This is a genomic window from Clavibacter vidaverae (assembly GCF_047529985.1).
Classification (GTDB): Bacteria; Actinomycetota; Actinomycetes; order Actinomycetales; family Microbacteriaceae; genus Clavibacter; species Clavibacter nebraskensis_A.
In genome coordinates this window covers 34,142-46,792 of the sequence record NZ_JBLJAM010000001.1, presented here as the reverse complement: position 1 = coordinate 46,792, position 12,651 = coordinate 34,142, and the positions used below count along the sequence as shown (strand labels likewise).

The following is a 12,651-nucleotide window of genomic DNA, read 5'->3' as shown; positions in this document are numbered from 1 at the left end:
CGCGGCGCTTGACCTCAAGGGAACTCGAGGTGCTGTCCTCGGGGCATGAGGATCCACGCCGTCACCCTGCCCGCCCGCGACACCGCCCGGGTCGCCGACGCCTACCGCGCGCTCGGCTTCCGCACGCGCCCGACCCCCGACGCCGCCGGCGTGGAGGTCGAGGTGGGGCGCTCCCTCCTCCGCTTCGACGAGGATCCCGGCTCCCGCGGCGCGCTCCACCTCGCCTTCACCATCCCGACGGGCGCCTTCGCCGCGGCGCGCGCGTGGATCGGCGAGCGCGCGGAGGTCATCGCGCCGGACGGCCGCGACGCGTTCGAGGGACCCGGCACGTGGGACTCCCTCTCGGTCTACTTCCGCGGGCCGGACGAGCAGCTGCTGGAGCTGATCGAGCGCCGCGCACTCGCCCCCGACCCTCGCGCGACGGAGCCGTTCGACGCCTCCCGCGTCGTCGCGGTGAGCGAGGTCGGCGTGGTGGTGGACGACGTGCCTGCCGCCGTCGCGACGCTGGAGCGCGCGGGCCTGCATCCCTACGGCGGCTTCGCGACCGACGGGTTCGCCGCGGTGGGAGACGTCGACGGGCTCGTGATCCTGGTGGCGCCCGGCCGCGCCTGGGTCCCCGAGGGCACGCAGACGGCGGCCGACGTGCCGGTGGTCGTGGACGCGGGGCTCGGCCGCGAGGTCGCGCTCGGGCGCGGATCCCGCCTCCTCTAGGGAAGGAGCCGGGTCGGACGCGCCGGTCTCCCACGATGCGCGCGCGTGGGGCCTCGTGGCGTCGCGCGTGCCGATCATCCCCAGGCCCGGCCGCTGGGGACGACCGGACCGCATCCCGAGGCGCGTGCCCCTAACGTCCAGCAGCACCCTGCCTGCGGCGTCTGCCCGGGCTCACGCTCACCACGAAGAGAGACCACCCATGTCCGTCATGTCCCCCCAGCTCCGCCGCCCCGCGGCCGTCGCCGCCCTCGCGCTCGTCGCGACGCTCGCGATCCCCACCGCCGCGCAGGCCGCCACGCCCGCCCACCGCGCGTCCACCTCGCACAGCAGCATCGCCCAGCACCACCACCACGCGCCCTTCGCGGTGCGCACCACCGTCGTCCCGAGGACGGCCGCGAAGACGTTCGGCGGCGGCGTCATCTACACACCCCAGGACACCGGCAAGCCCGTCCTCGGCGCCGTCGTCATCACGCCCGGCTTCACGGACACCAACGCGAACGAGAAGGAGATGGCCGAGCTCGTCGCCTCGCAGGGCTTCGTCGCGTTCGCCATCGACACGCTGACGACCGACGACCTCCCCGACCTGCGCGCCACCCAGATCCTCGCGGCGGCCGACTACCTCACCGGCCAGAGCGCGGTGAAGTCGCAGGTCTCCAAGGACGACGTGGGCCTCATCGGCTACTCGTTCGGCGGCGGCGGCACGATGCAGGCCGCCCAGTCGCGCCCGTCCATCAAGGCCGCGATCGGGCTCATGCCCTTCGACTTCCCGCCCGCGACGGACCCGAACGCGTCGTACCCGTCGTACCCGAACATGAAGACCCCGACCCTGGTCATCACCGGCCAGAAGGACGAGGTCGCCGACCCGGCCGACTTCGGCAAGCCCGCGTACGACTCCATCCCCGCCGGCACGCCGAAGCAGTACCTGGAGCTGAAGGGCGTCGGCCACGAGGGCGGCCAGCACGTGCCGAGCGCCACCATGCGCAACGCCGTGACGGCGTTTCTCAAGCGCTACCTCGACGACAACCACGAGTACACGAAGTTCATCTGCCCGGCCCCGAAGGTCGCCGGTCCCATCAGCGCGTCGCTCAGCTCCTGCCCCAAGGGCTGACCCGCCCGCTCACCCCGCGCGGCGTCCGACCGATCCTGGTCGGGCGCCGCGCGGGCGTGTCCCCCGACTCGCGCCTAGGGTGGGAGCGATCCACCATCCGCCCCCGCCTCGCGCGGGCCGGCAACCGAACGGAGCGCTGATCGCGCTGAGCACCACCCCGCCCCCCGCGGATCCACGCCGCCCCCGACGGGACCCCGGTGCCGCCCGTCCGCCGCGCCAGCGCCGACGCCGCGTCAACCCGCAGGAGATGCGCGACGTCCGCGCACGCCTCCGCGGCACCATCTACGAGGGAACAGAGCCCGCGCACGGCCGCCTCGGCGACCTCTACTCCCCCCGCCAGATCGTCGACTTCTGCCTCGACCTCGGCGAGGTGATGCTGGCGTCCGGCGCCGACGTGCGCGCGGTCGAGATCGCGATCGTCGCCGTGAGCACGAAGTGGAACCTCGCGCCGCTCGAGCTCGACATCACGGGCACGGCCATCACGATCCAGTACGCGCCGCACGAGGGCCCGCCGCTCGTCAAGCTGCGCGTCGTCACCGCCGAGGGCAGCGACCTGCACCGGCTCTCGCTCGTCTACCAGATCGTCGACGAGCTCCTCCACGACGACCGCGACATGACGAGCGCCGTCGACGGCCTCGTCGAGGTGCTCAAGTCCCCGCCGCGGTGGCCGTCGTGGATCACCGACGCGGCCATGGGCCTCTTCGGCGTCTCCGTCTCGCTCCAGGCCGGCGGCTCGCTCCCGGGCGCCGTCGGCGCGTTCCTGCTCATGATCGGCGCGATGGTGCTCGGCCGGCAGCTGTCGCGGCGCGGCATCCCGCCGTTCTTCGTCGTGGCCGTGCAGTCGGCGGGCGTCGCGGCGCTCGGCACGCTCGCCATCTGGTGGGGCGTGATGCCCGCGGGCAGCGCGGCCGCCATGGTCGCGGCCGTGGTGGTGCTGATCCTCCCCCACGTGACCATCGTCACCTGGGCGCAGGACGCCATCTCCGGCTTCCGGGCCATGGCCCTCTCGCGGGCGATGATCATCGTGCTCATCGTGGCGGGCATCGCGGTCGGCATCCCGGGCGGGCTGGCGCTCACCGCGGGCGTCGACATCGAGGTGGACCCGACCGACATCACCCTGCGCGCCCTCCCCCTCTGGATGCTGCTCATCACAACCTTCTTCGCGGCCGGCGCCACCGGGATCACGCAGGGCGCCAACGCGCGCGTGATGCCCGTCGCCATCGGCGTGGCGCTCGTCGGCACGGTCTCGCTCTGGATCCTCAAGGCCGCCGGGGTCCCGCTCCTCGCGGCGACGTTCCTCGCCGCGACGCTGCTCGGCGCACTGGGGACGGTGGTCGCGGCGCGGTTCCGGGTCTCGGCCACCGCGATCGCGGTGCCCGCCTTCTGCGGATCCCTCCTGCCGTCGCTCGCGGTCGCGTCGGCGCTCCTCAACTCGATGGCCGGCAACTCCGGCGCGACGGGCGCGTTCGTCGGCGCGATGGCGACCACGCTCGCGATCGGCGCGGGGCTCGTGCTCGGCAGCCTCCTCGCGACGCCGCAGGCCCGCCGCCACCTCCGCCGCCGCTCGAAGCGCGTGGTGGTGCAGTCGGTGCGGCTCGACACGACGCCCATCGGCATCATCCGCGACCCGGAGCTCCTGGAGCCGGCCCCGCGCTCGGACGGGACGGCGTGAGGGAGCTCCTCCTGGTCACGCATCCGGAGGCGACGCATCACGTCGAGGGACGGGTCGGCGGCTGGCACGACTCCGAGCTGACGGCGCGCGGGCACGCGCACGCCGCCCGCATCGCGTCGGCGCTCGCGGCGCGCGTGCCGGCGGGGACGCCGATCCTCACCTCCGACCTGCGACGCACGCGGCAGACCGCCGACGCCATCGCCGCTCTCGTCGGCGGAGATCCGGTGGCGGTGCCCGAGCTGCGCGAGAAGTCCTACGGCGAGGGCGAGGGGCAGCCGGATGCCTGGTTCCGGGAGCGCTTCGTCCCGCCGCCCGCCCAGGGCGAGCGCATGCACCACGACGAGGGGCTCGCGGGCGCGGAGACCAAGGCCGAGTGGGTCGCGCGCGTCTACCGGGGCATGGACGCCGTCATGGCCGACCCGGCGCCGCATCGCATCGTCGTCACCCACGGCGGCTCGGGCACGTTCGTCATCGCCCGCTGGATCGGCATGCCGGTCACGGCGCTCGACGTGGTGGGGTTCCGGCTGCCCGCCGGCAGCATCACCCACCTCGTGGAGGACGACGTGTTCCACAACCGCACCGTCGTCTCCCTCGGCGACACGACGCACCTCCTGGGCTGAGGCCCGGCGGCTTGCCGGGCGCGGGCGTCGGCGCGGCGCGTCTGGCACGGTGGTCGGATGAGGATCCTCGTGGTGGACGACGAGCGGCGGCTGGCCGACGGGATCCGGCGCGGGCTCCAGGCCGAGGGCTTCGCGGTCGACGTGGCGCACGACGGCGTCGACGGGCTGTGGTGGGCGCGCGAGAACCGCTACGACGCGATCCTCCTCGACCTGATGCTGCCCGGGATGAGCGGCTGGGCCGTCTGCCGGACGCTCCGCGAGGAGCGGATCTGGACGCCCGTGCTCATCCTCACCGCCAAGGACGGCGACTGGGACGAGGTCGAGGCGCTCGAGGCGGGCGCCGACGACTTCGTCACGAAGCCGTTCGCGTTCCCCGTGCTGGTGGCGAGGATCCGCGCGCTCGTCCGCCGCGGCGCGCCCGCCCGGCCGGTGGCGCACCGCATCGGCGACCTGGTCGTGGATCCGGGACCGCGTCGGGCCTCCCGCGGCGGCGAGGAGATCGACCTGACCAGCCGCGAGTTCGCGGTGCTGGAGTTCCTCGCCCGGAACGCCGGACGCGTCGTGTCCAAGCGCGAGGTGGTGCAGAACGTGTGGGACGACGACTTCGAGGGCGACCCCTCCATCGTCGAGGTGTACGTGGCGCACCTGCGCCGGAAGCTCGACCGGCCGTACGGGACGACGACCATCGAGACCGTGCGGGGCGCCGGCTACCGGCTCGGCGGATCCGATGCGTGAGGCCGCGCGGCCGCCCCGGCGCCGGCGCTCCCTCCGCGTCCGCGCCACGATCGCGGTCGCGCTCCTCGCGCTCGTGCTCGGGACGATCGGCGCGGTCGCCTTCGCGCTCGTGCTGCGCGCATCGCTCGAGGACGGCGTCCGCCAGGCGACCGAGCGGACCCTCGAGACGGTCGCCGACGCGGTCGCCGCGGGCGGTCCGCAGGCGGTGACGGGCCTCGGCGACGACGACCTCGTGCAGGTGCTCGACGGCGACGGCCGCGTGATCGCGCACGGCGAGGACGCCGACGGCCCGCCCCTCTACGTCGACGACCGGGCCGACGACGTCGTCGTCGACGGGGAGCGGCGGCTCGTGGTCGCGGGCGAGGTCGAGGACGCGGGCGGCGTGACCGTCGTCGTCGCGGCATCCCTCGAGGAGGCCGACGAGGCGGTCACGGCGGTCGTGCGGCTGCTCCTCGTGGCCGTGCCCGTCGTCGTCGCGCTCGTGGCGCTGCTCGCGTGGGTCGTGGTGGGCCGGGCGCTCGGGCCCGTGGAGCGGATCCGCCGCGACGCCGAGGCCATCGGCTCCGCGGCGGGCGACGCGCGCATCGACGAGCCCGGGACGGGTGACGAGGTCGACCGACTCGCGCGCACCCTCAACGGCATGCTCGCCCGGCTCGAGGCGGCCCGCACGGCGCAGCGGCGCTTCGTCTCCGACGCCTCGCACGAGCTGCGCTCCCCGCTCGCGACCGTGCGGCAGCACGCGGAGCTCGCGCGCATCCACCCCGACCGGACGAGCCTCGCCGAGCTCGCGGACGTCGCGCTGGCGGAGGGCGGGCGGCAGCAGGACCTCGTCGACGCGCTCCTCGTGCTCAGCCGCCTCGACGACGGCGCGGCGCTCGACCGCCGCCCCGTGGACCTCGACGACGTCGCGCTCGAGGAGGTCGCGCGGCTGCGCGGGCGGGCGGACGTGCGGGTCGACGGATCCGGGATCACCGCCTGCCGCGTCTCCGGCGACGCCCGGCTCCTCGCGCTCGCCGTCCGGAACCTCGTGGAGAACGCCGCCCGGCACGCGGCGACCACCGTGACCGTGTCCACGACGGCGGGACCCGGCGGTGTCGTGCTCACGGTCGACGACGACGGGCGCGGGATCCCCGCGGCCGAACGCGAGCGCGTCCTCGACCGCTTCGTGCGCCTCGACGAGGGGCGCGACCGCGACTCGGGTGGATCCGGGCTCGGCCTCGCCATCGTGCGCGAGGTCGCGGAGGCGCACGGCGGGTCCGCGACCGTGGATGCGGCACCGGGCGGCGGCGCCCGCGTCGTGCTGCGCCTGCCCGTCGGCTGACGCCCGCTCCCCGACGCCCGCTCCCCGGCGCCCGCTTAGGGTCCGGTTAAGGTGCCCGCGGGCAGGGTGGCCCCATGACCACGCACACGAACCCGACCACCGCCCGCCGCGCCGCCCTGGCGCTCGCCCTGCCGCTGATCGGCGGCCTCGCCCTGGCCGGATGCTCGCAGCCCGGCACCGCGCCCGCCTCCGCCCCGGGCGCCGGCCCGTCCTCCGCGTCCGCCGCGCCCACCGACGGCTCGGACGGGTCCGCGCAGGCCCCCGCCGACGGCGCCCTCGCCGCCGCGGTCGACACCGCGATCGCCGCCGTCCCCGGCAGCGCGCTCCTCTCCGTCGACCAGGAGGCGGGCGGCACCTCATGGGAGGTCGTCGTCGCCGAGCAGGACGGCCGCGAGCACGAGGTGCACACGGGAGCCGACGGATCGGCCGTCACGGCGGGCCCGGTCGCCGACGCGGACGACGCCGACGACCTCGCCGACAACGCGGCGCTCCTGCAGGGCGCCCGCGTCGGCCACGCGGACGCCGCATCCGCCATGACGGGCGCCGTCGCCGGCACCGTCACCGAGCTCGCCCTCGACGAGGACGGCGGCCGGATCCTCTGGGAGGGCGACGTCGTGGACGCCGCGGGCGTCACCCACTCGGTGCGCGTCGACGCGGGCTCGGGCGACGTCGTCGGCCAGGACGTCGAGGACTGACGGCCGGCCGCATCGCGGATGCCCGCCCGACCGCGACCGGCCCCGGGCCGGTCGAGGGCCGGGCATAGTCTGGGAGGACCGGTCCCCCCGAGGGACGCCACCCACCCGCGAGGAGGATCCCCCATGGACGTGCACCCCGGAGTCACCCTGCTGGACGACGACGTGCGGGACGCGCACGAGCTGTTCCGCTCGCTGCACGCGCACCCCGAGCTCTCGATGCAGGAGCACGCCACCGCGGCCGCGATCGAGGCCTACCTGCAGGCGATCGGCGCCGAGACGAGCCGCTGCGGCGGCACCGGCGTGGTCGGGATCCTGCGCAACGGCGACGGCCCGGTGGTCGCGTTCCGCGCCGACACCGACGGCCTCCCCATCCTCGAGGAGACGGGCCTCGCGCACGCGAGCCGCGACACCGGCATCGACCCGTCCGGGAAGGAGGTGCCGACCATGCACGGCTGCGGCCACGACTTCCACGTCGCCGCCGCGCTCACCACCGCGCAGGCGCTCGCCGCGAACCGCGACGCGTGGGCCGGCACGGTCGTGTTCGTCTTCCAGCCCGGCGAGGAGACCGGCGAGGGCGCCCGCGCGATGCTCGCCGACGGCCTCTGGGAGCGCGCACCCCGCCCCGAGGTGATCCTCGGCCAGCACGTCTTCCCGCTCCCCGTCGGCATGGTCGCGACCCGCGAGGGCGCGTTCATGAGCATGTCCGACTCGTGGAGGGTGACCGTGAAGGGCCGCGGCGCGCACGGCTCGCAGCCGCACAACTCCATCGACCCGATCGTCGCGGCCAGCGCCATCGTTCTGCGCCTGCAGACCGTGGTCGCGCGCGAGATCGACCCGCAGGCCGCGGCCGTCGTGACCGTGGGCACGTTCCAGGCGGGCATGAAGGAGAACATCATCCCCGAGCACGCGGTGCTCGGCCTCAGCATCCGCACCTTCGACCCGGCCGTGCGCGAGCGCGTGCTGGCGGCGGTGCGGCGGATCATCCTGGCGGAGGCCGCCGCGAGCGGGGCGCCGGAGCCGCAGATCGAGGAGATCGTGTCCTTCCCGCTCAACCGCAACGACCCCGAGGCCACGCGCGGCGTCGTCGCGGCGCTCACGGCGCAGCTCGGGGCCGACAGGGTCGTCGAGTCGCCGCCCATCATGGGCAGCGAGGACTTCGGGATCCTCGGGGAGGCCATCGGCGTGCCCACCGTCTACTGGGCGTTCGGCGGCGTCGAGGCGTCGGCGTTCGGCGGCGAGACCCCGCCTCCCGGCAACCACACGCCGCAGTTCGCGCCGACCATGGAGGGCACGATCGAGACGGGAGTGAAGGCCGCGACGGCCGCCATCCTCTCGCGCGTCGGGGTGGCCCGCGCGTAGGTTCGAGGGACACGCACACGACAGGAGGCACCACCATGTCCGACGCACTGATCGCCGGGGCCGTCGTCGCCCCGCTCGTCATCGCCTACGTCGCGCTCGCCGTGGCGGCGCTCGTCCAGGTCGTCCGCGATCGCTCGCTCGCCGCGATCGCCCGCGACCTCTGGGTCGTCGCCGTCATCGTCTTCCCCGTTCTCGGGGCGATCGCCTGGTTCGCGATCGGGCACCGCACGACCGACGCGCAGCGCGCCGTGGACCGGCTCCGGTTCAGCCGCTAGCCGCTCCCGCGGGAACTCCGCGCCCGCCGCTCGACCCCGGTCAGCGGCGGGCGCGCCTGTTCCGCCAGGCCGACCACGCGCCGGTCGCCCAGAGCGCCCAGATCACGAGCAGCGGCTGGAACACGAGGCGGATGGCGCGCGCGGCGTCGGTCTCGAGGCCGAACGCGGGCGTGCGGGTGACCAGCTGCGAGATGTTGCCGGGGAAGATCGCCACGAAGAACGCGGCCACCACGAGCCCGACCCACACGCGCCAGCGGCCGAGGAGCACGAGCGACAGGCCGAGCAGGATCTCCAGGACGCCCGACGCGAGCACCACGAAGTCGGGATCCATCGGCAGCCACGTCGGCACCTGCGCCTGGAACGACGCGCGCGCGACCGTGAGGTGCCCGGTTCCCGCCATCACCAGCAGGAGGCCGAGGAGGATCCGCGCGAGCGTGCGCGGCAGGGACCGGCGGCCGCCGTCCGGGGCGATGCGCGGGTCGGCCGGGCGCTCTTCGGCGGTCGTCGGACGGGATTCGGGGCGCGAGGTCATGCCCCCAGTGTGACGCGCCGCGGATGTGGGGCAGCGGCGTGCGGCATGGCCCGCGGATGCGTCCAGCTGTTCGCCGTCCGCTCGCGGCCGGACGCCCCGCGGCTACCGTCGGGGACCCGCACCGCCCTCCCGGCGTGCGGTCCCCCTGATGGAAAGGCCCTCCATGACGCATCCGCACCGCTCCGCCGCGCGCCTGCTCGTCCGCGCGCTCCTGCACCGTCCGGTCCTCGGCGCCGCCGCGGGCATCGCCGGCCTGCTCGCCCTCGCGGCCGTGTCGCCCGCCGCCGCGGCCACCTCCGACGACGCGACGCCGGCGCCCACCACCGTCACCCGGTCCGCCGCCGACGCGGCCGACGCCGTCGCCTTCTGGACCCCGGAGCGGCTCGCGGGCGCGGCCTCCCCCGTGCTCACGCGCGCCACGGGCACGCCGGGCACCGTCGTCGACGACGTGCCCTCCGCGGACGAGCTCACCACGTCGGCCGCCCGCGACCAGCGCCGCGCCCGCCCGGTGATCCCGGTGGCGCAGGAGGTGGATCCGGTGTCGCACATCGGCGTCGTCGCCTACGTCGTCGACGGGAAGGAGTTCAGCTGCACGGGCAACGCCGTCGAGTCCGCCAACGGCATGACGGTCGCCACCGCCGGCCACTGCGCCTTCCCCGGCAAGGACCCGTCGAAGATGGTCTTCGTGCCCGGGTACATGAAGGGCCAGCCGTACACCGTGTGGCCGGTCACCTCGGTGACGCTGCCGGCCGGCTGGCGCGAGACGCTGGATCCCGCGCGCGACACCGCGTTCCTCACGGTGGCGAGCCCCGACGGGCGCACGCTCACGGAGGCGGTCGGCGCCTCCCCGGTCGAGTTCCACCAGCCGCGCACGCACTACACGACCGTCATCGGCTACCCGGCGATGGGCCGGTTCACGGGCGACGCGCCGTTCCTCTGCAGCGGCACCGCGCGCGCCACGCACCTCGAGGGGCAGACCGGCCAGGAGCTCGACTGCGACATGAAGGAGGGGGCGTCGGGCGCCCCGTTCTTCGACGGATCGGGTCCCGACGCTCGCCAGTACAGCGTGCTGTCCGGCGGGCTCGACGAGAAGCCGCTCGTGGTCGCACCGGTCTGGGACCGCGTCATCGAGGCGGCGTACCGGACCGCGCAGGCACACGTCGGCTGATCCGCGCCGGGTGACCGGATCGGGTCGCGCCGCATCCGCGGAGGCGCGCGGCCCGGTCCCGGGCTCTCCGCCCGGCGTACCGCCTCAGTCGAGGACGAGCACGGCGATCCAGCCCGCGACGAACAGGAGGACCGGCACGCTCACCGCGAGGACGCCGCCGAGCGTCGGCGTCATGCGCAGGCGCCGCACCGGCCGCGGACGGGATGCGCGCCCCGCGTCGGGCAGGCCCACCGCGGCGAGCACGGCGTCGAGCGCCGACGGGTCCTCGCGCTCCTCGAGCGCGTCGGCGCGCCAGCGCTCCCACCGGTCGACCTTCGCGACGAGCGCCGTCGTCGCCTCGATGACGTCGCGCCAGCGCTCGGGGTCGCGCGTCACGACGTCGTCGAACGAGGTGAGGAGCAGCCGGTCGCCCACGACCTCCACGTCGAGGCCGCGGACGCGGTCGATGAGCACGGCGAGGACGTCGGGCGTGAAGAGGTAGAGGGCGTCGCGCTCGCTGCCGGCCGGGCAGTAGAGGGCGAAGTGGCGGTCGAAGTCGCCCTCGAGCGAGAGGCGCTGCTCCCGCTCCGGCCGCGACATCATCGTCAGCGCGCGGCGCACGACGCCCCGCCGGGCGATCACGCGGATGTGCGGCATCTCGTGCGCGAGCCGCACCATCGCGTACCCGCCGAAGCGCGGCGCCCCCTCGCGCCGACCGGCCGTCACGATCTCGTGGTTGCCGAACTCGACGCCGGGCGCCGCCGTCGGCCGCATCACGCGCGTGAGGTCGAAGTAGCGGCGCGCGGATCCGAAGTGCCCGTCCGACATCGGTCCCGGCAAGTAGGTCATGGCGTTCGCCTCGGCGAAGCGCACGAGCCGGAGGTGGGCGCGGTAGCCGCCGCGGCGCTCGCGCGAGCGGATCACCCAGCTGCCGAAGACCACGAGCAGGATCGCGAAGATCGAGGCGATCAGCGTCTGGAAGAGCACCTGCTCCCCGGCGTCGGGCGCGCCCTCCTGCAGCGTATCCACGATGATCCCGCCGAACGCCGCGAGCGCGAGGACGCAGTCCCACGTGAGGAACACCATGAGCGCCGTGCGCGCTTTCACGCCGATCCCCTCCGCCTCCGGGTGCGCGCGGCGGAAGCCGCGGCGGAACGCGCGCAGGTCGCCCCACCGGACCCGGTCGGTCAGCGGATCCGTGTCGAGCCGCGCCCGCGTGAGCGCCCGCTCGCCCGTCACGGCAGCGTCGTGATCAGGAAGCCCAGCCCGAAGAAGACCGCGGCGAGCGCGATGAGCAGGAGCAGGCCGATCGTGGGCCGGTTCCGCAGGCGTCGCCCGGCCGCCGCGACGCCGCGCGAGCGACGGGTGCGCCGACGTGCCCTGCCCGGCGCGGGCACGGCGAGCGCCTCGTCGGAGGCCGTGAGCACCGACGACCCCTCGACGCCCTCGAGCGACAGCAGCCGGTCGTCGCGCCAGCGCTCCCAGCGGTCGACCTTGGCCATGAGGGCGGCGGTGGCGTCGATCACGTCGCGCCAGCGGTCGGGATCCAGCGTGACCATGTCGGCGGGCGAGCGCAGCAGCAGCCGGTCCCCGCGGATCTCCACGTCGAAGCCGCGCACCCGGTCGACGAGCACGGCCATGACGTCGGGGGTGAAGAGGTAGAGGGCGTCGCGCTCGTACCCCTCGGGGCAGTACAGCGCCGCGTGCCGGTCGAAGTCGCCCTCGAGCTCCAGGCGCTGGTCGCGGGCCACGTCGAGGGTCGGCGTCATGGCGCGGCGGAGGCGCGTGCGGTTCGAGATCACCTGGATGTGCGGCAGCTCCCGCCGCAGGCCGATCATCGCGTAGCCGCCGTACTGGGTGATCCCGGACGCCTTCGACCCCTGGCTCAGCTCGTGGTTGCCGAACTCGACCGGGCGGGCCGTGCGCGGCCGCATCACGCGCGTGACGTACATCCTGCGCGCGGCGGCCTCGCCCATGTGCGCGTCGGTGATGGGGCCCGGCACGTAGCTCAGCCCGTTGACACGGCCGAAGCGCGCGAGGCGGTAGTGGGAGCGGACCCTGCTGCGGCGCCGACGCGTGCGGATCAGGCGCCACGCGAAGAAGACGCCGGTGCCGAACATCGGGATCGCGAACACGGACATGCCGAGGGCGTCGCCGCGGGTCTCCGGGTCGTCCGTGAAGATCGCACCCAGGCCCCCGACGAGCAGGAGGACCCCGCCGAGCGGGATGGCGAACACGGCCAGCACGCCCGTCGCGATGCGGCCGACGAGGAACAGCGGCGACACCAGGATCGGGAACCGCGCGCTGAACTCGAGGCGGAACCGGCGCAGGTCGGCGCGGTCGATCCGGCCGGTCAGCGGCGTCGTGTCCAGCTGCGGCCGGCTGGGCGCGTGCGTCGTCATGGATCCCCTCGTCCCGCGGCTCGCGGCCGCCCCTCCAACGTACCGAGCAGGCACGGCACCGCCGGGAGCGCGGA

At 75.1% G+C, this 12,651-nt stretch carries 13 protein-coding genes; 10 read left to right on the top strand and 3 right to left on the bottom strand.

The features are described 5' to 3' along the window. The first annotated feature begins 45 nt into the window (after positions 1–45). From ACMT9T_RS00225 to ACMT9T_RS00185, 9 genes are all read left to right on the top strand, one after another. A complete protein-coding gene (locus ACMT9T_RS00225; RefSeq protein ID WP_414743719.1) occupies positions 46–711 on the top strand; it encodes a VOC family protein in 666 nt (221 codons plus the stop codon). 199 nt (positions 712–910) lie between these two features. Next, positions 911–1,819, top strand: coding sequence for a dienelactone hydrolase family protein (locus ACMT9T_RS00220; protein ID WP_414743718.1), 909 nt, complete (start codon positions 911–913; stop codon positions 1,817–1,819). Between the two features lie 247 nt (positions 1,820–2,066). Next, positions 2,067–3,491, top strand: a complete 1,425-nt coding sequence (locus tag ACMT9T_RS00215) for a threonine/serine exporter family protein (RefSeq protein WP_414743717.1) — start codon at positions 2,067–2,069, stop codon at positions 3,489–3,491. Continuing rightward, a complete protein-coding gene (locus ACMT9T_RS00210) occupies positions 3,488–4,111 on the top strand; it encodes a histidine phosphatase family protein (RefSeq protein WP_414743716.1) in 624 nt (207 codons plus the stop codon). The genes ACMT9T_RS00215 and ACMT9T_RS00210 overlap by 4 nt, the downstream gene beginning before the upstream one ends. Positions 4,112–4,168: 57 nt before the next feature. Next, positions 4,169–4,846: a response regulator transcription factor gene (locus tag ACMT9T_RS00205; protein ID WP_414743715.1), complete on the top strand. Its 678-nt coding sequence runs from the start codon at positions 4,169–4,171 to the stop codon at positions 4,844–4,846. Next, on the top strand, positions 4,839–6,167 hold the full coding sequence (locus tag ACMT9T_RS00200) for a sensor histidine kinase (RefSeq protein WP_414743714.1): 1,329 nt from the start codon (positions 4,839–4,841) through the stop codon (positions 6,165–6,167). Before ACMT9T_RS00205 ends, ACMT9T_RS00200 begins: the two co-directional genes overlap by 8 nt. Before the next feature lie 74 nt (positions 6,168–6,241). After that, positions 6,242–6,862 (top strand): PepSY domain-containing protein, encoded by a 621-nt coding sequence (locus ACMT9T_RS00195; RefSeq protein WP_414743713.1) that lies wholly within the window; start codon positions 6,242–6,244, stop codon positions 6,860–6,862. Positions 6,863–6,985: 123 nt separating this feature from the next. Continuing rightward, on the top strand, positions 6,986–8,221 hold the full coding sequence (locus ACMT9T_RS00190; protein WP_414743712.1) for an amidohydrolase: 1,236 nt from the start codon (positions 6,986–6,988) through the stop codon (positions 8,219–8,221). 35 nt (positions 8,222–8,256) lie between these two features. Next, positions 8,257–8,496: a PLDc N-terminal domain-containing protein gene (locus ACMT9T_RS00185; protein WP_414743711.1), complete on the top strand. Its 240-nt coding sequence runs from the start codon at positions 8,257–8,259 to the stop codon at positions 8,494–8,496. Positions 8,497–8,536: 40 nt separating this feature from the next. Here ACMT9T_RS00185 and ACMT9T_RS00180 read toward each other — a convergent pair whose 3' ends face one another. Then, positions 8,537–9,028, bottom strand: a complete 492-nt coding sequence (locus ACMT9T_RS00180) for a DoxX family protein (protein WP_414743710.1) — start codon at positions 9,026–9,028, stop codon at positions 8,537–8,539. Positions 9,029–9,191: 163 nt separating this feature from the next. Between ACMT9T_RS00180 and ACMT9T_RS00175 the strand changes: the two genes are divergently transcribed. Next, positions 9,192–10,196 carry a trypsin-like serine peptidase gene (locus ACMT9T_RS00175; RefSeq protein WP_414743709.1) on the top strand — a complete coding sequence of 335 codons (1,005 nt, stop codon included), beginning with the start codon at positions 9,192–9,194 and terminating at the stop codon, positions 10,194–10,196. 84 nt (positions 10,197–10,280) lie between these two features. Here the strand turns inward: ACMT9T_RS00175 and ACMT9T_RS00170 are convergent, their stop codons facing one another. Both ACMT9T_RS00170 and ACMT9T_RS00165 read right to left on the bottom strand, forming a co-directional pair. Then, the gene (locus tag ACMT9T_RS00170) at positions 10,281–11,414 is read right to left on the bottom strand and encodes a hypothetical protein (protein ID WP_414743708.1); all 1,134 of its coding nucleotides are present in this window, start codon (positions 11,412–11,414) and stop codon (positions 10,281–10,283) included. Further along, complete coding sequence (locus ACMT9T_RS00165) at positions 11,411–12,577, bottom strand: hypothetical protein (protein ID WP_414743707.1); 1,167 nt, start codon at positions 12,575–12,577, stop codon at positions 11,411–11,413. Before ACMT9T_RS00165 ends, ACMT9T_RS00170 begins: the two co-directional genes overlap by 4 nt. Positions 12,578–12,651: the final 74 nt, after the last annotated feature.

Excerpts from the sequence above, each read along its gene's own strand:
- ACMT9T_RS00225 (WP_414743719.1), top strand. The coding sequence starts at position 46 with ATGAGGATCCACGCCGTCACCCTGCCCGCCCGCGACACCGCCCGGGTC.
- ACMT9T_RS00220 (WP_414743718.1), top strand. The coding sequence starts at position 911 with ATGTCCGTCATGTCCCCCCAGCTCCGCCGCCCCGCGGCCGTCGCCGCC.
- ACMT9T_RS00215 (WP_414743717.1), top strand. The coding sequence starts at position 2,067 with ATGCGCGACGTCCGCGCACGCCTCCGCGGCACCATCTACGAGGGAACA.
- ACMT9T_RS00205 (WP_414743715.1), top strand. The coding sequence starts at position 4,169 with ATGAGGATCCTCGTGGTGGACGACGAGCGGCGGCTGGCCGACGGGATC.
- ACMT9T_RS00200 (WP_414743714.1), top strand. The coding sequence starts at position 4,839 with ATGCGTGAGGCCGCGCGGCCGCCCCGGCGCCGGCGCTCCCTCCGCGTC.
- ACMT9T_RS00195 (WP_414743713.1), top strand. The coding sequence starts at position 6,242 with ATGACCACGCACACGAACCCGACCACCGCCCGCCGCGCCGCCCTGGCG.
- ACMT9T_RS00190 (WP_414743712.1), top strand. The coding sequence starts at position 6,986 with ATGGACGTGCACCCCGGAGTCACCCTGCTGGACGACGACGTGCGGGAC.
- ACMT9T_RS00185 (WP_414743711.1), top strand. The coding sequence starts at position 8,257 with ATGTCCGACGCACTGATCGCCGGGGCCGTCGTCGCCCCGCTCGTCATC.
- ACMT9T_RS00180 (WP_414743710.1), bottom strand. The coding sequence starts at position 9,028 with ATGACCTCGCGCCCCGAATCCCGTCCGACGACCGCCGAAGAGCGCCCG.
- ACMT9T_RS00175 (WP_414743709.1), top strand. The coding sequence starts at position 9,192 with ATGACGCATCCGCACCGCTCCGCCGCGCGCCTGCTCGTCCGCGCGCTC.
- ACMT9T_RS00165 (WP_414743707.1), bottom strand. The coding sequence starts at position 12,577 with ATGACGACGCACGCGCCCAGCCGGCCGCAGCTGGACACGACGCCGCTG.